We start from the raw sequence: 19,134 nt of genomic DNA, 5'->3' as shown, positions 1-19,134 counted from the left end.
GAGCATCTTCACCTGTTTGAATGCACGCATTCAAACAGGATCTGATCTAGGCGGCACCCATCGGGCAGGTTGTGTGGGCCGTCATATCCCACCCGTCGCGATCAGGTTATCCCCCTGATCGCACACAGATTCAGTGGATGGGCAGGGGGATATGGTTGACCGTCAGGACACCTGCATCCCAGTTGACGTCCCATGACGTGCCAGTCGCGGAACGATGCCCGAACAGCTTGGCCAGCACCAACGCTGCGCTGGCTTTTGTCTGTCCGCTCTCACGCAGGGTCGCGATGATATCATCAAGGTGCTGCACCGCAATATGACCTTCCCCGGCAGAGGCATCGGTATTGCCCGTCAGGGTTGCCTTGCCGTTGCCTGAAATCTGCATCGTGTCACGTACAGCCTTGATGGAGGTTAACTCCACCGGCACAGCGACACTTTCGCTCGGGTGTCCGACGATGGCTGCGGCAAGCGGCACGATCGAGGATGCCGGCATGGAAGCCGAGGCGAAGGCCTGCTGGGGCATGGTCGCCTCCAGCAGGTGGTTCTTGCTGCCATCAATGTTCACCCCCTGCGTCTCCAGCGTCATGACGGCAGGGGCATCGGGCGTGCGCCCGCCGGTCAGACGCAGATGGGCACGGCGAAAGGACAGGTGGGTCGCACCGGTGGACATGACCCCGTTATCCCATACCAGGTCATAACTCTTGCCCGACTGCACCCCGTCAAGGACAGGGGCGACAACCTGCAGGAAATAGGAATTCGGACAATGGTCGGAATGATGCCCCGTCAGGGTCGCCACCATTACCAGGGATGCCGCATCCTCCAGATCATGCAATTCGGATGCATCCATCCCGCTGCCACTTGCGGTGATATCGCCAGCGCGCAGTTCCTGATGGGCATTTTCCCCAGACAGGCGCAGGTCATACCCGCGGGAGACGATGCTGTCGGCCCCATGTGCCTGACTGCTGGTGGCGGTAGACACCGCACAGCCATCCGGCAGGGATGTCGCCCACGCGCCACCGGCAGCAGGGAAGGCGATCACCGGCGCACATGCGCCAAGGAGAAGCGATAAAAGAAGTTTCTTCATTGTGATGCGTAGACTGGCTTGGATACGTTAATTATGCAATCGGTGGCCGCACGTACAAAGCCAGATATCCCCCTGCAGTCAGAAGTTTCAAACCCCATGTTCCGCAAGATCGACACGTTCCTGCTTTGCCTGGTTGCCACGATCCTTATCGCAACCTTTTTTCCCTGCACAGGCAACGAAACAAAATTTTTCCAGATACTGGCCATTATCGTCATCGGGATCATGTTCTTCTTTCAGGGGGCGCGACTGTCGCGACGCGCCATTCTCGACGGTATGACGAACTGGCGCATCCATCTTGCGATCCTTGGTTGCACTTTCGCGGTCTTTCCCCTGCTGGGGGTGGGGTTCCACCGCGTATTCCCCTCATTCCTTGATGCGGATACGTGGACGGGGCTTCTGTTTCTGTGCTGTCTGCCTTCGACAGTACAATCGTCCATCGCCTTTACCTCCATCGGGCAGGGGAACGTGGCGGCGGCGATCTGTTCGGCCACCATGTCCAACATCCTGGGCATTTTCATCACCCCAGTGCTGACCGGGCTGGTCATGCACCAGTCGGCATCCTCTCCAGGGGGGATCACGTCCATCATGCTGCAACTCCTGCTTCCCTTCATGCTGGGGCAGATGGCGCAGCCATGGATCGGGGGATGGGTCCATCGTTACAAGAAGCTGATTTCCATCACGGACCGGACCTCAATCCTGATTGTCGTCTACACCGCCTTCAGCGAAGCTGTGGTGCAGGGGCTGTGGCACCGTGTGCCCGCCGCACAGATCGGGCGCATCATGGTGGCGGACAGCCTGATGCTGTTCACTGTGCTGGTGTTGACTACCATCGGGAGCCGCCTGCTCGGGTTCAGCCGCCGTGACGAGGTGGCGATCGTGTTCTGTGGTTCGAAAAAAACACTGGCTTCGGGGGTACCCATGGCCAATGTCCTGTTTGCTGGCCCCGTTGTGGGCATCATTGTCCTGCCCCTGATGATCTATCACCAGATCCAGCTTTTCGTCTGCGCGACCCTTGCCCGACACTATGCCCGTCGTGCCGCAGGCCATGACCCATCGAAACAGCCGCAACCCCGGGCAGGACAAAGGATCGAAGAGTAGGTATTTTTGCCACTCGCCGTTGCGACGCAGGAAGGCTATGACACGTGCGGTTTCATGGCGCGTGCCTGATCCGATTTATTGTTGCGCAAGAGGGTGGACGAACGAATCATGAGTGGACTGGACCCTGACAACTGGGACGCGCTGCGTCAGCTTGGTCACCGGATGCTGGACGACATGATCGATCGCCTCAGCCATCTGCGTGAACAACCGGTGTGGCAACCCATGCCCACCGACCTGCGTCAGGAACTGCGTACGGGCCTGCCAGATGCCCCGTCCTCGCCCGAAGACCTGTATGCACGCTTCCAGGAACTGGTCGTCCCATATTCGACCGGCAATGTGCACCCGGGTTTCATGGGGTGGGTCCATGGTGGCGGCACCGCGATCGGGATGCTGTCGGAACTGCTTGCCGGGGGGCTGAATGCGAATTGTGGTGGTCGCGATCATGCCCCGATTGAGGTGGAGCGCGAGGTCATTCGCTGGGCCGCGCAGATCTGCGGCTTTCCCACCGACTGTTCCGGCCTGCTGGTGACGGGTTCGTCCATGGCCAACATGATCGCGGTCATCACCGCCAGCCGCGCCGTGCCTGACGGCCTGGCAATGCGCAAAGCCGGGGTGGGCACGCGGAAACTGACGGGATATGCCGCCGCCAGCGCACATGGCTGCATTTCACGGGCATTCGACCTGACAGGGCTGGGGTCCGACGCCCTGCGGATCATCCCGGTGGATCACAATAATCGCATGATCCTGTCAGCACTGGAAGATGCCATCGCGCGTGACCGCGACGCCGGATACGAACCGTTCATGGTGATCGGCACCGCCGGAACGGTGGATACCGGTTCCATCGACGATCTGGACATGCTGGCTGATATCACGGCGCGTGAAAAACTGTGGTTTCATGTCGATGGGGCATTCGGGGCACTGGCGGCCCTGTCTGCGGATCTGCGCCCGATGCTGCGCGGGATGGAACGCGCGGACAGCATCGCGTTCGATTTCCATAAATGGGCACAGGTCCAGTACGATGCGGGCTGCATCCTGGTCCGCGATCCTACATTGCAGGCCGCGGCCTTCGCACAATCACGCAGCTACCTCGCGCGTGAGGACAGGGGGCTTGCGACGAATGGCCCATGGTTCTGCGACCTTGGCCCAGACCTGTCACGCGGTTTCCGGGCGCTGAAGGTCTGGATGACGCTGGGTACCTACGGCGCAGAGCGGATGGGCGAAATGGTGGCGGGATGCTGTGCCATCGCCCGCCACCTTGCCCGCCGGGTGGAGGAAAACCCGCGTACGGAACTGCTGGCTCCAGTCACGCTGAATATCGTATGTTTCCGTGTTCTTGCCCCGGTGGACGACCTTGACCACTTCAACGGGGAAATCGTCAAGGACCTGCATGAAAGCGGCGTCGCAGCCCCATCCACCACCCTGATCCAGGGGCGCAAGGCCGTGCGCGCGGCAATCGTCAACCACCGTACGGTGGAAGCGGATGTGGACCGGATGCTGGATAAGCTGCTTGAACTCGCAGATGCGCGGCTTGCCCTCGAACAGCAGGACTGACTAACGGCAAAGGCCCGCGGGTTCCGTCTTTGTCAGAATGACGGAACCCGTTGACGCACTGTTTTCAGAAAATGACACGACAGGGGATGGCGTCAGCGCCGTCCCCGTGCCTTTTCCTCGGTAAAGAGTTCAGAAAGTTTCTGCATCATCGTGCCTCCGAGTTCTTCGGCATCGGTAATGGTGACGGCACGGCGATAATACCGTGTCACGTCATGCCCGATACCAATGGCAAGCAGTTCGATGGCGCTGCGTGTCTCGATCTGCGCGATGACTTCGCGCAAGTGCGTCTCCAGATAGGAACCCGGGTTAACCGACAGGGTGCTGTCATCCACCGGCGCACCATCGGAAATTACCATCAGGATCTTGCGGCTTTCAGCACGGGCACGTAACCGACGCTGTGCCCATAGCAGTGCTTCGCCGTCGATATTTTCCTTCAGCAGCCCTTCGCGCAACATCAGGCCAAGATTCCTGCGCGCGCGCCGCCACGGCATGTCCGCAGCCTTGTACACTATATGCCGCAGGTCATTCAGCCGTCCCGGATTCGTGGGTTTTCCGTCTGTCACCCACTGTTCGCGACTGCGGCCACCTTTCCACGCACGGGTGGTAAAGCCAAGAACCTCCACCTTGACCGCGCACCGCTCAAGCGTGCGGGCCAGGATGTCACCACACATCGCCGCAACTGAAATGGGGCGGCCACGCATCGACCCTGAATTATCAATCAGCAGGGTTACGACGGTATCGCGGAAATCTGTATCGCGTTCATGCTTGTACGACAGAGAAAGCATGGGATTGACCACAACACGCGACAGGCGGCCTGCATCGAGGATACCTTCCTCAAGGTCGAATTCCCACGCCCGTGTCTGCTGCGCCATCAGGCGGCGTTGCAGGCGGTTCGCCAGCTTTGAAACCACGCCCTGCATGCTCAACAACTGCTGATCAAGGGTCTGGCGCAGACGGAACAGCTCTTCCGCATCACAGAGATCTTCCGCCCCGACTTCCTCGTCATAGGCAGTGGTATAGGCATGATAGCCCGGAATCCTGTCCTGATCCGGTTCGTCCCCTTCATCAGAAGGGCCGCCGGCTTCCTCCGAACCGGACGCGGCGCCGTTCTGCTCGCCGTTATCCTGCTCGTCCTCTCCCATGCCGGTGCCCTGCGACATCTGCATCTGAAGCCCGGGTGCTTCTTCTTCCGCCGGACTGTCCTGCTCCTGCGGGTTCGGCTCCTCCGGTGCGTCGGAGGCATCGCTTTCATCTGACTGGGCAGTGGCGCTTCCGTCCTCATCTTCCGCCTGCGGGTCGATTTCCTGTTCGATCAGGTCGCATGCCACCAGCAATTGCCGGGCGGCACGGGCAAAATCGACCTGACTGTCCTGCCGTGCGACCATTGCATCAAGCGCCTGCAACACCGCCGCGGGCAGTTCATCCTGCCAGCGCTGCATGGTCATTTGCATGGATGCGGGCACAGGCTGGCCCGTCATACGCGCCCGCGCCAGCAGGCCGAACGCCATCGCAGACGGCATCTCGCGCCCGCCACCGGCATCATCAAACCCGGCCTCCGCACATTCCTGCGCCAGACGGGCCTGCAGGTTGGCCGCCATGCCGGACATGTATCGGGCGCCGACACTTTCAACACGCGCCTGTTCCAGCGCGTCATAGATTTCCCGCGCCTCGCCCGCATCTGGCTGTGCTGCGGCATGGACGGCCTCGTTATGATGGCGCACACGCAATGCCGCCGCGTCTGCCGCCCCACGCAGGCGCGTCATATCGGCATCGGACATACCCACCGCTGGCTGCGGCAGGCGCACCTGGGCACCAACCACCGATACGCCAGGGGCGACAGGGCCGTTCAGGAACATCACCTCCGTCGCGGCATTACCGCCCACGGCACGAACGGCCCCGACCGTCGCGCGCTTGAAACGCTCGGCGCGCGCGGTCCGCTGGGCCGGGCGTTCATCCGGGCGAGGGGATGGGGTCTTTTCACGCATGCCGTATGCCTGCCTGCTCTATGATCGTTTCAAGCCGCCTTACCGCCCGTGGGGCGGCATGGGGTCGGCATTGAAACAACGCTGGTAATATTCGGCCACGGTCGGTCGTTCCGCCTCGTCGCACTTGTTCAGGAACGTCACACGGAACGCGAATGCCAGATCATTGAAAATACGATAATTCTCGGCCCAACTGATAACCGTGCGCGGCGACATGACGGTGGAGATATCCCCCGCGATGAACCCCGAACGCGTCAGGTCCGCCAGGGCAACCATCGTTTCAATCCGTTTGGCGTCCTGCGGATCTTTCTTCGGGTCGATCCCCATCTTTGCCATGACGATTGTGCTTTCCTGCGCATGGGGCAGGTAATTCAGCGTCGTGACAATGTTCCAGCGATCCATCTGCCCCTGGTTGATCTGCTGCGTGCCATGATACAGGCCCGTCGTATCGCCAAGGCCAACCGTATTGGCCGTGGCAAACAGGCGAAAGGCCGGATTGGGGCGGATAACACGGTTCTGGTCCAGCAGCGTCAGGTGGCCTTCGACCTCCAGCACGCGCTGGATAACGAACATGACATCCGGGCGTCCTGCATCATATTCATCAAAAACCAGCGCGCAGGGATGCTGAAGCCCCCATGGCAGCAGTCCTTCGCGGAATTCGGTAATCTGCTTGCCGTCCTTCAGGACGATCGCATCCTTGCCGATCAGGTCGATACGCGAAATATGGCTGTCGAGGTTAATGCGCACGCTTGGCCAGTTCAGGCGCGCGGCCACCTGCTCGATATGCGAGGATTTGCCCGTACCGTGATAGCCCTGGACCATCACGCGGCGGTTGTACGCAAACCCCGCAAGGATGGCCAGCGTGGTGTCATGGTCGAACTGATAGGTCGGGTCGATCTGGGGCACATGGTCGGTGCGTAGTGAAAATGCGGGCACTTCCATATCGCTGTCGATACCGAAAACCTCTCGCGCCGACACTTTGCGGTCGGGCACGGAAATGGCGGAAATGGGGGGCAGGGGGTCACCCTGCGCGTTGACATTTCCGGGCGTGAGCTCTTCGAGTGCATTCATTGATATTGTGTCCGTCATATTCTGGTGCCCCCGCCATCATACGCCGCGATCCGGCACAACAGGTAAAGTCATGCGTGGCAGTATAGGAAGGGGACGGGCGATCAGCCATCACTTAAAACCTAGGCCGAACGGGCGAGATCACTGTCCGGCATCGCAACAAGATGGGCACGTATCGCCGTATAGGCAACATTGATTCCCTTCAGCCGCTCTTCCGCCGCGCGATCCCCACCATTTGCGTCGGGATGATGCTGGCGGGCGAGCGCCTTGTAACGTGTCTTGAGTTCCTCCATGGACAAGGGCCAGCCAAGATCAAGCACGCTAAGCGGATATTTCAGCGCATCCGGGGCGGTATGGCGCGGATCACGTTCCTGCGCGCGGCGGGCACGGGCGCGCGAACCACCCTTCAGCAGGTCCAGCGGATCAAGGATTTCTTCCTCGTCAAAGGTGCGTGCACCATTGGCCTGCCCCAACCGCCATGATGGCCTGTTCCACGAAACGTCGGCACGGATATGCGCCTCGATCTGGCCGGGGGACATGCCTTTGTAATAATCCCAGCGCGCATTGTATTCGCGCACATGTTCCAGACAGAACCAGAAATACTGGTTCAGCGCATCGCGCGAACGTGGCGCGCGATAGCCAGCAGCCTCGGTGCATCCGGCCATGTCGCAGCAACGCTCCGGCGCATCCGGGTCGGGGTCAAAGGCCCTGGGACGTGTGTTCCTTCTCTTCATCATTGTCGTTATGTGCGTCCGTTCATGCTTCGTGCAAGAGCGAAGATGTGCGATGTGTTGGCCTATGGAGCAGAGGAAGCAGACAATGACAGACCGCACCGCGGGACGTGCCGCCCGAATCGAGACATGCCTTCGTGAACGCCTGGCCCCGGTGGAACTGCATGTCCACGATGACAGCGCGCGCCATGCCCACCATGTGGGGATGCGTGACAATGGCGTGCAGGCCGGGGAAAGTCATTATAATGTCCTGGTCATCAGCGATGCCTTCGCCAATATGGGCCGGGTGCAGCGGTCGCGCCTTGTTCATGACCTGCTTGCCGCGGAATTCGCAGGGGGGATGCATGCATTGTCCCTGACATTGCGCACACCGGCGGAACATGAACGGATGGTGACGCAATGAAACCTGCATTCCCATTCCATGTGCGCCGCCTGATGGCTGGCGGCCTGCTGATGCTGCTGGGCGCATGCCAGGCCGTACCGGACAGCGCGACCCTGAGCCAGAAGGACGAGATCACGCGTGTCGAGCATTACCTTAACGACACGCACGGGCTTGGCGCGCATTTTGTCCAGACATGGCCCGACGGGGGCAAGGGCGATGGCAAGCTGTATTATGATCCGGGCAGGCTGCGCCTGGATTACACCACACCTGCCGCGATGAAGCTGACGGCGGCGAACGGACATCTGGTGTTCATCGACCCGCGCCGCGATTCCGTGACACGCATGTCGCTTGGCCACCAGCCCCTTGGCCTGCTGCTGCAACAGCCCGTACATCTTGACGGGGCGATTGTCGTCACCGCCGTCCAGCACGGTACCAACAGCCTCCAGATATCCATGGCGCGTTCCGACAGCCCATCCCAGGGGCTGCTGACACTCGGTTTTTCGGATATCGCGGGTAAACTGAGCCTGATCGCCATCGAAATGACGGATGTCGAACGCCAGCATATCCGCCTTGACCTTGATGGCGCACATACAGGTCCTGCATGGCCTGACGATCTGTTTTCCCTCAACACCTCGAAGTAAGGGAAAACAAGCCCCCCGCCTGCAAAAGGCGTCCTGCCCCCCCCCTTTGGTAACGCATGAAAATGCGAAAGATGGGGCAGGCGTGACAGGCTGCCCATTTACACCTGGAGGCACTCTCCCTCCACCGGCACGCTCCCGAAACACTCCTCCCAGCCTTCACACAGCGCGCGATCCAGCTCGTCCATGGTGATGTCCAGACCCAGTCGACGCAGACTGGTCACACCATATTCGCGGATTCCGCATGGGACGATCCCTTCGAAGTCCGACAGGACGGGATCAACATTGATCGCGACTCCGTGCCAACTGACCCAGCGCGAGACTCGCACCCCGATGGCTGCGATTTTCTCCTCCTGCCCACTGTTCGGGTCCACCACCCAGACACCTACACGCCCCTCGCGCCGTTCACCGGTCACGCCAAAACGGTACAGGGTCCGAATCAGCCATTCCTCCAGCGCGTGGACATAGGCACGGACATCGCGCGCAGGCACCGCGCCATGCGGCTGCGTCAGGTCCAGCATGACATAGCACACACGCTGCCCCGGCCCGTGATAGGTCCACTGCCCGCCACGTCCCGCAGGCCATGTGGGATAGCCCGCCGGATTGAACAGATCCTCCGCCCGGGCCGACGTCCCCGCCGTATAGGTGGGGGGATGTTCCAACAGCCAGACCCGTTCCCCCATCTCCCCGGCCCGAATTGCACGGGCGTCGTGCTCCATCCGGGCCAGAGCATCGGGGTAGGGAACCTGTATGGATGCCTTTTCCCATAAAATCTTGTTTTCAGTCATTGCCCGTTCGTCTTCCATCGGTTATACGGCCTGCATTGCTTCGCTATCGCTTACCCGATACCGAAGATAATGTATGCGGCCATGGCGGAATGGTAGACGCGCAAGCTTGAGGTGCTTGTGGGGGAAACCCCGTGGAAGTTCGAGTCTTCTTGGCCGCACCATACATTTTTCCAGACATACCGAACGGTTTTCGACAGGGTGGTGGTGGTTTCTCCACCACCTGTTGGATCGTGCCATTTGAATGGCAATTACGGACGGCATCGCCACAAAATCGGCACAATCATACATCTTTATAACGCCTGCCCTTCGGACCAGCCGATCAACATGTCGGCACATCATGCCAGCATAGCAATTATGGCATATCAGGTCCGGTCAGATCCGGAAAACCGTGCTGAATGCATGACAAAGCATGTCAGTTCCCCCTGTGGATGCATTCCAGACTAAAATAGTTGATTTAGGTCATGTTGTTGCGCGACACTGCGCCCTAAAGATGCAGTCGACGCGACGTTCCCGTGGTCCAGATATTGCCGATTGTCCTGGAATTCAGGAGGGCAGGAAAAGGGAAGTCCGAGGTTATTTGTAAAATAAGGTGAATTTTGTGATCAAGCCCCTGAAAAAAGCTGTCCTTCCTGTTGCAGGAATGGGAACCCGTTTCTTGCCCGCAACGAAATCGGTTCCCAAGGAGATGCTGCCGGTTGTTGACAGGCCGCTGATCCAGTACGCAATTGACGAAGCCCGCGAAGCCGGGATCGAGGAATTCTGCCTGGTGTCCAGCCGTGGCAAGGATTCGCTGATTGATTATTTTGACATTGCATTTGAACTCGAAGCCACGCTGACGGCACGCAAGAAAACATCGGCGCTGAAGGCTCTCGAACCGACCCGCGTCACGCCGGGTTCGATGATTTCCGTCCGCCAGCAGGAACCGCTTGGCCTGGGCCATGCCATCTGGTGCGCCCGCAGCTTCATCGGCAACGACCCCTTTGCCATCCTGCTGCCCGATGACGTTGTGCAGAGCAAGACCTCCTGCCTGAAGCAGATGGTCGAGGTCTATAACCGCACTGGTGGCAACGTTCTGGCGGTGACTGAGGTTCCGCGTGAAAAGACCGATCAGTACGGTGTGCTTGATGTCGGTAAGGACGATGGCAAGCTTGTTGAGGTCAAGGGCCTGGTCGAGAAGCCCAAGCCCGAAGATGCACCGTCCAACCTGTCGGTGATCGGCCGCTATATCCTGACGGCCGACGTGCTGCCACATCTTGCCAAGCTTGAAAAGGGCGCCGGCGGTGAAGTGCAGTTGACCGATGCGATGGCCAAGATGATCGGCCACGTGCCGTTCCATGGCTTCCGTTACGAAGGGCGCCGCTTTGACTGTGGCAACAAGATCGGCTTCCTCGAAGCGCAGATCGCCTTCTCGCTGGAGCGTGAAGACCTGGCGGGTGAGGTGCGTGAGTTCCTCAAGACCTATCAGGCAAAATAAGGCCGGTGTCCTTTCGCCATCGCTTCGACCCGACAAGCCTGCGTGAATATGATATCCGCGGGATTGTCGGGAAGACCCTGACGGCACAGGATGCCTATGCCATCGGTCGTGCCTTTGGCAGCATAATCGCCCGCAGGGGCGGTACGAATGTTGTGATCGGTTATGACGGGCGCCTTTCCTCACCAGCACTTGAATCCGCGCTGGTGAGGGGGGCCATGGCGTCCGGCATGGCTGTAACCCGTGTGGGATGCGGCCCCACACCGCTTCTTTATTTTGCATCGGTGACACTTGGGGCCGATGGCGCGGTTATGGTGACAGGCAGCCATAATCCGCCGGACCATAATGGTTTCAAGATGATGCTGGATAGCAGGCCATTCTTTGGCAGGCAGATCCGCGATCTTGGCAACCTCTGCGCCACCGGCGATATGGTGCCTGAAACGACCGGAAGCGTCCGTGACATGGACCTGACCGATGCGTATGTCCAACGTCTGCTTGATGATTGGGATGGCGGGGCACGCGCGCTGCATGTGGTGTGGGATAATGGGCACAGTGCCGCAGGCAGGGTGCTGGCGCGCCTCGTCCAGGGATTGCCAGGGCGGCATACCATCCTGAACGGCGAAATTGACGGGCATTTTCCCGTTCATCATCCTGACCCAACCATCCCGGAAAACCTTGAACACCTGATCGGCACCGTGCGGGCAGAGCATGCCGATATCGGCATTGCCTTTGATGGAGATGCTGATCGTATCGGGGTTGTTGACAATACCGGACGCATCATATGGGCGGACCAGCTTCTGGTCATACTGGCGCGTGACATACTATGTCATCATGCGGGCGCAACAGTCATTGCGGACGTCAAGGCAAGTCAGGTTCTGTTTGACGCGGTGAAAGGGGCAGGGGGCAATCCAGTGATGTGGGGGGCTGGTCACTCCCTGATAAAATCCAAGATGGCGGAAACCGGCGCCCTTCTGGCGGGAGAAATGTCAGGGCACATCTTCTTTGCCGATAAATGGTACGGTTTTGACGATGCGCTATATGCGGCCGTCCGGCTGTTGGGTATCGTCGCGCGTCTGCCAGGCCCACTGTCGGATATATGGCAGGCACTGCCGGTTATGATCAATACACCCGAATTGCGCTTTGCATGTTCTGACACACGCAAATTCGCTGTCATCCAAGATGTGGCCGAGCGCCTGCGCGCAGCAGGGGCGACGGTCTCCCTGATTGACGGGGTCCGTGTCAGCACTCCTGATGGATGGTGGCTGCTGCGTGCCTCCAACACACAGGCCATGCTGGTGGCACGGGCAGAAAGCATGACCGAAGCAGGACTGGCACGATTAAAGGCCGAATTGACAACGCAACTGCAGCAGTCAGGGATCAAAGCGCCCGACTTTTCCGCCCATGATCCCCATCATGGGTGCAATGGGTGAAAAGTCATTTAACGTCCTGAAAACAAAATATTTTTTGTATATATCTATTTCCAGTCACAGACGGTGGGTTTTGAAACAGGAGATTATTTCCAAACCATTCCTTCACTGACCATACGTGGATGACCCGGAATGATCGCGGGCCGTTTTTCATTGAACCTGACGCCAACAGGTTTAAAAGGCCCAAATCAGTCCTATATGATATCAGGCATTACTCCCGGGTTTATGGCTTCATGACGGCATCACTGCCCTTTCACTCATTTTTGATCCCTGGCCAGCATGTGGCCCATCCAGAACATCCCGAATGGGGAATGGGACAAGTGCAATCCGCCACGGGACGACGGGTTGTGGTAATGTTCCCCCATGCGGGGAAGGTTGCCATCGATGCAATGGTCATACAGTTGACGGTGGTGGACTGATTGGAACGCCTGATGACGCGCCCATTCCTTGATTCCTTTGGCCGGGCGGTGACGTATCTGCGGGTATCGGTCACGGATCGCTGCGACATGCGATGCCTGTATTGCATGGCCGAGGACATGACGTTCCTCCCCAAACCCGAAATCCTGTCTTATGAAGAACTTGAACGGATCTGTGCCGCGTTCATTCATAATGGGGTGCGGCGCATCCGTGTCACGGGCGGCGAACCACTTGTCCGGCGCGATGTCATGTCATTCTTTTCCGCCATGGGGGAATGGCTGCGTCGCCCTGTGGATGAACCCCGCCTGGACGAACTGACACTCACGACCAATGGTTCCCGCCTGGGTGAATTCGCAATTCCCCTTCATGCGGCAGGGGTAAGACGCGTGAATATCAGCATGGATTCCCTTGACCCCACGCGCTTTGCGACCATCACCCGACGGGGAAACCTGCGCAAAACGCTCGACGGCGTCCGGGCGGCAAAGGAAGCGGGCCTGAAAATCCGTATCAATGCCGTCGCCATGGCTGGCCTGAATGATGACGAATTCGACGATATGATCGCATGGTGCGGCCAGATCGGCGCGGACCTTTGCCTGATCGAGACCATGCCCATGGGCGAGACAGGGGACGACCGACAAAATCGCTATATCCCGCTGGACCGGGTACGGGCGGACCTTGCCCTTCGATGGACGCTGGAACCCCTGACCCATCGCACTGGCGGGCCTGCGCGCTATATGCGTGTGGCCGAAACAGGGCAGAAAATCGCCTTCATTACCCCGATGAGCCATAATTTCTGCGAAAGCTGCAATCGGGTGCGCCTGTCATGCACGGGACAGTTGTACTCATGCCTTGGCCACGAAGGCGCAAGCGACCTGCGTGGGCCACTGCGTGCCGGAATGGATGACGCCGGTATCCTGCGCCTGGTCCAGTCAGCCATAGGACGCAAGCCCAAGGGGCATGATTTCATGCTGGACCGGGCCGCCGACGACCCTGCCCGCATTTCGCGCCATATGAGTGTTACCGGCGGATAACCCCCGGAATTACAGGAATTCCCACCAGCTTTCCCCTGCAATAACATGGCAGGCCATGTGCCCGCTTTTTGTTTTCCAATAAGTAATTTCAACCTGCTGTCGGCGTGTCCACGCCACCATGTGCGGTACCGTCTTCGTCACCAAGGGCATCTTCAAGCGATGTCGTAAACTGCCCCGGTTTCAAGGCACGCGGCTGTGTCACGGCAGGTGCCCAACCCGTCATGATCGCGACATGCAGCGGCATGGCCACATTTCCCTGTTCATCACGCGGCAACCCGGCCAATGCTGCGGGGAAAAGTGCGACAGGCGGGCTGGCACGATGCCGTTCAACCAACGCATTGGTTTCCCCTGCATCACGCAGATCACGCAGCAACATCATCGGCGAGCGATAAGCCAGTTCAATGACATCCGAATCGGCGACAGGCAATGCGAATCCAGCCCGCTGCAACAGGGCCGCACAATCGCGCAGTCCCGGGAACGGTGAAATCCGCACCGACGCCCCACCCAGCAGGTCATGTTCCGCTACAATCAGTGCCTGACGCAATTCCGCCAGTGTGGGCAGGATCGGCATACATGCCAGAAACAGTCCGTCAGGACGCAGGATATTGCGTATCTGCACCAGCGTGCCAGGCAGGTCATTAACCCAATGTAGCGACAGATTGGCGATGACGAGATCGAAGGTCCCCGCCCCGAAGGGAAGCCATTCCTCGTCCATACAGACGCATGGACCGGGTTCACGCGCGCACAGGGCAGGGGAGAGATCCGTGGCCACGACCTCGATTCCACGCGCCCTCAACATGGGGGCACTTACCCCACGGCCCCCAATATCCAGCGCATGGGAAAACCGGTGCGTCGTATCATCAAGCCGGTCCAAAAGCCGATCTGCGGCCGCCTGTATGATGGGCTGTACCCGCTGCAACGAGTTGCGCGCACGATCCCGATGCAGGCGCACGGCATGACGGTCAAAAATTATCGGCGTCTCCATGACAGTGATGTGCGCCATCCGCTACCATCTGCCAAGGACACCATCACGTGAATGCGCCATGCTGATGTCGATATCTTTTCGCCTGTTTTCGCCATACCTGCACAAGGTCGCCGGTCAGGTTCTGGATCTACTCCTGCCGCCGCACTGCCTGTCATGCGGGGAAGAGGTGGAGCAGGCCGGCCATGTCTGCGCGGCATGTTTTACACATCTGAACCTGATTTCCGCCCCGGCATGCCGCAAATGCGGCACTCCCTTTACATCCGAAGCCGCAGCCGGCGATGACCTGACCTGCCAGAACTGCCTTGATGCCCCGCCTCCATGGGACTCGGGAAGGGCGGCATTGGTATATGACGACTGGTCGCGCCGTCTTGTCCTTGGCCTCAAATATGGTGATCGAACGGAAAATGCGGCCTTTCTGGCACGCTACATGCATCTGTCCGCACGCGACCTGCTGATCCGCGACGCCATACTGGTCCCGGTGCCCCTGCACCGACGACGGTTATTTGCCCGTCGCTATAACCAATCCGCGCTGCTGGCGGGGGAACTCGCCCGGATGGGCGGCATGACGCACTGGCCCGATGCGCTGATGCGCACATGCCATACACGTCCACTCGGCCATCTTGCCCTGCCACAGCGCCGCGCGGTCCTGCATGGCGCAATTACGGTACGTTCCCACCGAATGGCGGCCCTGCGGGGAAGGCATGTCATCCTTGTCGATGACGTCATGACCACCGGCAGCACGCTTGCGGCATGCACCGTGGCATTGCGCGATCATGGGGCCGCACGTGTCGATGTCCTGTCCGCCACGCGTGTCTGCGTGACTGCGGATCGGCGACACCCGGCATCATATCCGTAACGGATACGGTTTCATTACCCACCAGCCACACGGACATGGCATTATGGGATAAAATTATCGTAGAGACGACATTGATCCAGCAGATGAAAGTTCCTCATGCCTAAAGTCGAGATCTATACCCAGCCCGGTTGCCCTTATTGCGTACGCGCCGTCAGGCTGCTGCAGTCAAAAGGGGTTACGTTCGAAGAAATTACCGCCCTGCACGGCACCGAAGCCCGCAGTACGGCGATCAGCCGTTCGGGCGGGCATATGACGATGCCCCAGCTTTTCGTGGATGGAAAATTCATCGGGGGCTGTGATGACATGATGGCGCTGGAGCGTGGGGGCAAACTCGACGCGCTGCTTGGCGTAGGCTGAACGGACGGGCGTGGGACAGGGGGCAGCCACATGATTCTCTACCGCCTGCGATGCGAAGGGGAGCATGAATTCGAGGGGTGGTTCCCCAACAGCGCCAGCTTTGAACGCCAGGCGGAAAAAGGATTGCTGTCATGTCCGTACTGTGGAGGACATGACATCACCCGCGCCCTGATGGCGCCCGCAATCCGCCGTGGCTCCGGGGACGCTCCCGTCATGCCCGACACGCCTGACGCGCCCCCGGCGCAGCCCCCCGATACGGTCGCTTTACCCGATGCGGCGATGGCACTGTTGCAAAAAATGCGCGATGTCATCGAAGGACATTGCGTGAATGCTGGGGAACAGTTTGCGGCAGAAGCCCTGAAAATGCATCGTGGTGAAAAGGAAGCCACGGCAATATACGGCAGCGTCACCGAAGATGAACGCGAAATGCTGGATGACGAAGGGGTCGAGGTGCTGACCATCCCCTGGGTCAGGCCCGCCGATAGCTGAACTGAGACTACGCTCGCTTCGTATCCACCGCATGTTACGCAGCGCACGACCAAGGAGAGGGTATCCATGCGCCGAACGACAGGAATGACCGGACGGATCGGTCAGGGACCGGAAACGGGCCGGGTCCGACCTCATCGCACGCCGGGTATCCTCACGCGGGTGCTGCTGGCCCTTGTTGCCGGTGTGGGCATGGGTGGTGCCCGTTCGCCCGCACACGCCACACCGGCGGCGACACCCTCCATCATCGGGGAATGGGAAACCAAGGATCATGACGGCGTCTTTCGCGTCATGCAGTGCGGCACGGAAATCTGCGGCGACCTTGTCGGGTTGAGCTATACCAAGGACGTTCCCAAGGACCATAACGGACATTCGGAATGTGGCCTGCGGATGCTGACGGGCTTTACGCCCGATCAGGGGGAGGCCGGCCACTGGAATGGCCATATCCTTGATCCCGACAGTGGCCACGTCTATCACGCCAAGATCTGGATTGCGCCTTCGGGGGCGCTGAAACTCCGGGGGTTCGTGGGGGTTCCTCTGTTTGGGGAAACGGAAACATGGACCCCCTTCACCGGCAAGATCGGGCCGGAATGCCGCCTGCCATAGGCATGCAACCATTTTTGAAAATCTGAAATTGGGGTAACTGAAATTCGATGAAGTCCAATCTTACCCGGCGCGCCGTTATTGCGGGGCTGGCGATGGCAGGGGTGCCGGTCGCATCGCGCCCGTCACTTGCAGAACTGCCTCAGCGCTCACGGACCATCTGCTATATCGGTGGTTATACGCAGCACGGGCCACCGGGCGGCAGTGGCAACGGGGAGGGGATTTCAGTCTTCGAGATGAATCCCGACAATGGCAGCCTGTCGGCGTTGATGACATATGTCGATATCGCCAGCCCGTCCTTCATCGTCATTTCACAGGATTCGCGCTTTCTTTACGCCCTGAGTGAAATCGAGGATTTCAACGCCAATCACGAAGGATGCGTTACGGCATTTTCCGTCAATCGCAAAAGTGGCGAACTGACCAAGATCAATGTCATGCGTTCAGGAGGGGCCATTCCCGCCCATCTGAGCATCCATCATTCAGGCAAATATGTAATGGTTGCCAATTATATGGGCGGCAGTGTCGGCATCCTGCCCATTCGGCCCGACGGCAGCCTTGGCGACCCGACCGATGTGGTCAGGAACACCGGCCCGCGCATGCCCGATCGCGCCAGTGACAACCCGCCCGGGAATTTTGCCGTCAGCGACCATTCCGGCTCCCATGTCCATATGGTCGCATCCGACCCCAGCGGGCGCTTTGTCCTGGCCTGTGACGCGGGGCTGGACCGGGTCTATGTCTGGACGCTGGACCTGCACACGGGACGGTTGGTACCGGTCGCAAAGGCGCCGTTCATCAACATGACCCCCGGGTCCGCCCCACGCCACTTCGCCTTCAACGCGAAGGGAAACATGATCTATATCCTTGGCGAGCAGGATTCGAAGGTAGTGGCCGCCACCTTTAATGCCGAGACGGGCGAGATCGTCCCACAGCAGACCGTAAGCACCGTCACCCCGCATTTCCGCGGCAGCAGCCTTGCTGCGGGCATCCTTCTTTCACCTAGCGGGCGTTACCTGTACGTTTCCAACCGGCTTGGCGATTCATTGGCCAGTTTCCATGTCAATGACGATGGCACGCTCAACCTGGTCGATGAAATCTGGATGCATGCAGACTATGGCCGTTCGATGATGTTCGACCCCAGCGGATCGTTCCTGTTCTGCGCCAACCAGCGCAGCGATTCCGTCACATCATTTCGCGTCAACGGTGCAACGGGCGAATTGCAGTTCACATGGAACTTCACACCCGTTGGCAGCCCGACCACCTTTGCCTTTATGAACACGATCTGAGAATTTTTTTAAAACAGGCGACCGGCATTCCTGGATGCCGCTTTTTCGAATAAGCGGCATCTTCTGGAGCTTTCTGGAAACAGTTTCACCAAGAATTCAGTCCCGGCCCTGATCGTTTTCCCATCAGTCGCGCACGAGGCAGGCAATATAATTGACCCCGAGGTCACGGCTTTCACGCCATCCCCCCAGCGCGGGCACCATCCCGGCGATATCGGCGATTCGCAGCCCTGCCCGCACGGCCTGCTGCCCCAGTTCGGCAGGTGTTATGAATTTGCGCCATTCATGCGTGCCGACCGGCAACAGGCGCAGCACATATTCGGCCCCAATCTTTGCCATTGCCAGCGAACGTAGCGTCCGGTTCATGGTGGACACGACAAGTACACCCCCCGGCCGTAACATGGTGGCAAGCATCCCCAGGAACGCGGCGGGATCTGTGACATGTTCGATCACTTCCAGCGCTGAAATCGCATCGAACTGCGCGCCTTCGGCACATAACTCTTCCGCGCTGCCACAGCGATAGGCAAGGGGCCCGCTGCCTGCGGGTAACGGATGGTGACGCAGGTGCTGGCGTCCCGCCGTAATGGCTGCGCTGGAGGCATCAAGCCCTGTAACGTCGAATCCCGCCCGTGCGAACGCCTCGCTTGCCAGACCCGCGCCACAGCCGATATCCAGCAGCGTGCGCCGCGTCCCGCGATCATCGGCGGGGGCGGGAAGGCGGGCCAGTGACCACGATATCCGCAGGTCATTCATCGCATGCAGCGGACGCATCGGTCCCGCCGGGTCCCACCATCTTTCGGCCAGTTCACTGAAACGGGCGATTTCCGAAGGGGAGACCGAACCCGGCCCCTGGGCTGACGAATCGTGAAGCTGCATGGGTGCAACGCCTTTCATATGGCTGT

At 59.5% G+C, this 19,134-nt stretch carries 20 protein-coding genes and 1 tRNA gene; 14 read left to right on the top strand and 7 right to left on the bottom strand.

Annotated elements, in window-relative coordinates:
- Nucleotides 1-130 precede the first annotated feature (130 nt).
- Nucleotides 131-1,081 carry a hypothetical protein gene (locus B7G66_RS05115; RefSeq protein WP_003620050.1) on the bottom strand — a complete coding sequence of 317 codons (951 nt, stop codon included), beginning with the start codon at nt 1,079-1,081 and terminating at the stop codon, nt 131-133.
- A 96-nt stretch (nt 1,082-1,177) separates the two neighbouring features.
- Between B7G66_RS05115 and B7G66_RS05110 the strand changes: the two genes are divergently transcribed.
- Both B7G66_RS05110 and B7G66_RS05105 read left to right on the top strand, forming a co-directional pair.
- Nucleotides 1,178-2,179: a bile acid:sodium symporter family protein gene (locus B7G66_RS05110; RefSeq protein ID WP_003620052.1), complete on the top strand. Its 1,002-nt coding sequence runs from the start codon at nt 1,178-1,180 to the stop codon at nt 2,177-2,179.
- Nucleotides 2,180-2,287: 108 nt separating this feature from the next.
- Nucleotides 2,288-3,730 (top strand): pyridoxal phosphate-dependent decarboxylase family protein, encoded by a 1,443-nt coding sequence (locus tag B7G66_RS05105; protein ID WP_003620054.1) that lies wholly within the window; start codon nt 2,288-2,290, stop codon nt 3,728-3,730.
- A 92-nt stretch (nt 3,731-3,822) separates the two neighbouring features.
- Here B7G66_RS05105 and cobT read toward each other — a convergent pair whose 3' ends face one another.
- The 3 genes from cobT to B7G66_RS05090 form a co-directional block, all read right to left on the bottom strand.
- Nucleotides 3,823-5,715 (bottom strand): cobaltochelatase subunit CobT, encoded by a 1,893-nt coding sequence (cobT, locus tag B7G66_RS05100; protein WP_003620055.1) that lies wholly within the window; start codon nt 5,713-5,715, stop codon nt 3,823-3,825.
- A 39-nt stretch (nt 5,716-5,754) separates the two neighbouring features.
- Complete coding sequence (cobS, locus tag B7G66_RS05095; RefSeq protein WP_003620059.1) at nt 5,755-6,783, bottom strand: cobaltochelatase subunit CobS; 1,029 nt, start codon at nt 6,781-6,783, stop codon at nt 5,755-5,757.
- Between the two features lie 119 nt (nt 6,784-6,902).
- Nucleotides 6,903-7,517 (bottom strand): J domain-containing protein, encoded by a 615-nt coding sequence (locus B7G66_RS05090; protein WP_003620061.1) that lies wholly within the window; start codon nt 7,515-7,517, stop codon nt 6,903-6,905.
- Nucleotides 7,518-7,599: 82 nt separating this feature from the next.
- Here B7G66_RS05090 and B7G66_RS05085 point away from each other — a divergent pair, with 82 nt between their 5' ends.
- Nucleotides 7,600-7,914: a BolA family protein gene (locus B7G66_RS05085; protein WP_003620063.1), complete on the top strand. Its 315-nt coding sequence runs from the start codon at nt 7,600-7,602 to the stop codon at nt 7,912-7,914.
- The gene (locus B7G66_RS05080; protein WP_003620065.1) at nt 7,911-8,534 is read left to right on the top strand and encodes a LolA family protein; all 624 of its coding nucleotides are present in this window, start codon (nt 7,911-7,913) and stop codon (nt 8,532-8,534) included. Before B7G66_RS05085 ends, B7G66_RS05080 begins: the two co-directional genes overlap by 4 nt.
- 98 nt (nt 8,535-8,632) lie before the next feature.
- Here B7G66_RS05080 and lipB read toward each other — a convergent pair whose 3' ends face one another.
- A complete protein-coding gene (gene lipB / locus B7G66_RS05075) occupies nt 8,633-9,337 on the bottom strand; it encodes a lipoyl(octanoyl) transferase LipB (protein ID WP_003620068.1) in 705 nt (234 codons plus the stop codon).
- 57 nt (nt 9,338-9,394) lie between these two features.
- Here lipB and B7G66_RS05070 point away from each other — a divergent pair.
- The 5 genes from B7G66_RS05070 (at nt 9,395) to moaA (ending at nt 13,665) form a co-directional block, all read left to right on the top strand.
- Nucleotides 9,395-9,480 (top strand) — tRNA-Leu (locus B7G66_RS05070).
- Between the two features lie 437 nt (nt 9,481-9,917).
- Nucleotides 9,918-10,793 carry a UTP--glucose-1-phosphate uridylyltransferase GalU gene (galU, locus tag B7G66_RS05060; RefSeq protein WP_040511958.1) on the top strand — a complete coding sequence of 292 codons (876 nt, stop codon included), beginning with the start codon at nt 9,918-9,920 and terminating at the stop codon, nt 10,791-10,793.
- 5 nt (nt 10,794-10,798) lie between these two features.
- On the top strand, nt 10,799-12,220 hold the full coding sequence (gene pgmG / locus B7G66_RS05055; protein WP_003620071.1) for a phosphoglucomutase/phosphomannomutase PgmG: 1,422 nt from the start codon (nt 10,799-10,801) through the stop codon (nt 12,218-12,220).
- Nucleotides 12,221-12,450: 230 nt separating this feature from the next.
- Complete coding sequence (locus B7G66_RS05050) at nt 12,451-12,636, top strand: DUF3553 domain-containing protein (RefSeq protein WP_040511959.1); 186 nt, start codon at nt 12,451-12,453, stop codon at nt 12,634-12,636.
- 12 nt (nt 12,637-12,648) lie between these two features.
- The gene (gene moaA / locus B7G66_RS05045) at nt 12,649-13,665 is read left to right on the top strand and encodes a GTP 3',8-cyclase MoaA (protein WP_040511960.1); all 1,017 of its coding nucleotides are present in this window, start codon (nt 12,649-12,651) and stop codon (nt 13,663-13,665) included.
- Nucleotides 13,666-13,753: 88 nt separating this feature from the next.
- On the opposite strand, the gene B7G66_RS05040 is transcribed toward moaA, so the two are convergent.
- Nucleotides 13,754-14,668, bottom strand: coding sequence for a methyltransferase domain-containing protein (locus B7G66_RS05040; protein ID WP_003620078.1), 915 nt, complete (start codon nt 14,666-14,668; stop codon nt 13,754-13,756).
- Between the two features lie 46 nt (nt 14,669-14,714).
- Between B7G66_RS05040 and B7G66_RS05035 the strand changes: the two genes are divergently transcribed.
- The 5 genes from B7G66_RS05035 (at nt 14,715) to B7G66_RS05015 (ending at nt 18,235) form a co-directional block, all read left to right on the top strand.
- Complete coding sequence (locus B7G66_RS05035; protein WP_048858885.1) at nt 14,715-15,506, top strand: ComF family protein; 792 nt, start codon at nt 14,715-14,717, stop codon at nt 15,504-15,506.
- A gap of 96 nt (nt 15,507-15,602) precedes the next feature.
- Nucleotides 15,603-15,863, top strand: a complete 261-nt coding sequence (grxC, locus tag B7G66_RS05030; protein WP_003620082.1) for a glutaredoxin 3 — start codon at nt 15,603-15,605, stop codon at nt 15,861-15,863.
- 30 nt (nt 15,864-15,893) lie between these two features.
- Nucleotides 15,894-16,352 carry a DUF1178 family protein gene (locus B7G66_RS05025; protein ID WP_003620083.1) on the top strand — a complete coding sequence of 153 codons (459 nt, stop codon included), beginning with the start codon at nt 15,894-15,896 and terminating at the stop codon, nt 16,350-16,352.
- A 66-nt stretch (nt 16,353-16,418) separates the two neighbouring features.
- Nucleotides 16,419-16,955 carry a DUF2147 domain-containing protein gene (locus tag B7G66_RS05020; RefSeq protein ID WP_371861392.1) on the top strand — a complete coding sequence of 179 codons (537 nt, stop codon included), beginning with the start codon at nt 16,419-16,421 and terminating at the stop codon, nt 16,953-16,955.
- Between the two features lie 47 nt (nt 16,956-17,002).
- Nucleotides 17,003-18,235 carry a lactonase family protein gene (locus B7G66_RS05015; protein ID WP_003620086.1) on the top strand — a complete coding sequence of 411 codons (1,233 nt, stop codon included), beginning with the start codon at nt 17,003-17,005 and terminating at the stop codon, nt 18,233-18,235.
- Between the two features lie 123 nt (nt 18,236-18,358).
- Here B7G66_RS05015 and ubiG read toward each other — a convergent pair whose 3' ends face one another.
- Nucleotides 18,359-19,108: a bifunctional 2-polyprenyl-6-hydroxyphenol methylase/3-demethylubiquinol 3-O-methyltransferase UbiG gene (gene ubiG, locus B7G66_RS05010; protein WP_003620089.1), complete on the bottom strand. Its 750-nt coding sequence runs from the start codon at nt 19,106-19,108 to the stop codon at nt 18,359-18,361.
- Nucleotides 19,109-19,134 lie beyond the last annotated feature (26 nt).

It is taken from the genome of Novacetimonas hansenii JCM 7643 (assembly GCF_000964405.1).
Classification (GTDB): domain Bacteria; phylum Pseudomonadota; class Alphaproteobacteria; order Acetobacterales; family Acetobacteraceae; genus Novacetimonas; species Novacetimonas hansenii.
Note: the sequence above shows the minus strand (reverse complement) of the source record. Positions and strands in the feature narration are given on the sequence as shown.

Bases quoted from the DNA above. Each gene is read 5' to 3' on its own strand.
- B7G66_RS05115 (WP_003620050.1), bottom strand. From the start codon at position 1,081: ATGAAGAAACTTCTTTTATCGCTTCTCCTTGGCGCATGTGCGCCGGTG.
- B7G66_RS05110 (WP_003620052.1), top strand. From the start codon at position 1,178: ATGTTCCGCAAGATCGACACGTTCCTGCTTTGCCTGGTTGCCACGATC.
- B7G66_RS05105 (WP_003620054.1), top strand. From the start codon at position 2,288: ATGAGTGGACTGGACCCTGACAACTGGGACGCGCTGCGTCAGCTTGGT.
- cobT (WP_003620055.1), bottom strand. From the start codon at position 5,715: ATGCGTGAAAAGACCCCATCCCCTCGCCCGGATGAACGCCCGGCCCAG.
- cobS (WP_003620059.1), bottom strand. From the start codon at position 6,783: ATGAATGCACTCGAAGAGCTCACGCCCGGAAATGTCAACGCGCAGGGT.
- B7G66_RS05090 (WP_003620061.1), bottom strand. From the start codon at position 7,517: ATGATGAAGAGAAGGAACACACGTCCCAGGGCCTTTGACCCCGACCCG.
- B7G66_RS05085 (WP_003620063.1), top strand. From the start codon at position 7,600: ATGACAGACCGCACCGCGGGACGTGCCGCCCGAATCGAGACATGCCTT.
- B7G66_RS05080 (WP_003620065.1), top strand. From the start codon at position 7,911: ATGAAACCTGCATTCCCATTCCATGTGCGCCGCCTGATGGCTGGCGGC.
- lipB (WP_003620068.1), bottom strand. From the start codon at position 9,337: ATGGAAGACGAACGGGCAATGACTGAAAACAAGATTTTATGGGAAAAG.
- B7G66_RS05050 (WP_040511959.1), top strand. From the start codon at position 12,451: ATGACGGCATCACTGCCCTTTCACTCATTTTTGATCCCTGGCCAGCAT.
- moaA (WP_040511960.1), top strand. From the start codon at position 12,649: ATGACGCGCCCATTCCTTGATTCCTTTGGCCGGGCGGTGACGTATCTG.
- B7G66_RS05040 (WP_003620078.1), bottom strand. From the start codon at position 14,668: ATGGCGCACATCACTGTCATGGAGACGCCGATAATTTTTGACCGTCAT.
- B7G66_RS05035 (WP_048858885.1), top strand. From the start codon at position 14,715: ATGTCGATATCTTTTCGCCTGTTTTCGCCATACCTGCACAAGGTCGCC.
- grxC (WP_003620082.1), top strand. From the start codon at position 15,603: ATGCCTAAAGTCGAGATCTATACCCAGCCCGGTTGCCCTTATTGCGTA.
- B7G66_RS05025 (WP_003620083.1), top strand. From the start codon at position 15,894: ATGATTCTCTACCGCCTGCGATGCGAAGGGGAGCATGAATTCGAGGGG.
- B7G66_RS05020 (WP_371861392.1), top strand. From the start codon at position 16,419: ATGCGCCGAACGACAGGAATGACCGGACGGATCGGTCAGGGACCGGAA.
- B7G66_RS05015 (WP_003620086.1), top strand. From the start codon at position 17,003: ATGAAGTCCAATCTTACCCGGCGCGCCGTTATTGCGGGGCTGGCGATG.
- ubiG (WP_003620089.1), bottom strand. From the start codon at position 19,108: ATGCAGCTTCACGATTCGTCAGCCCAGGGGCCGGGTTCGGTCTCCCCT.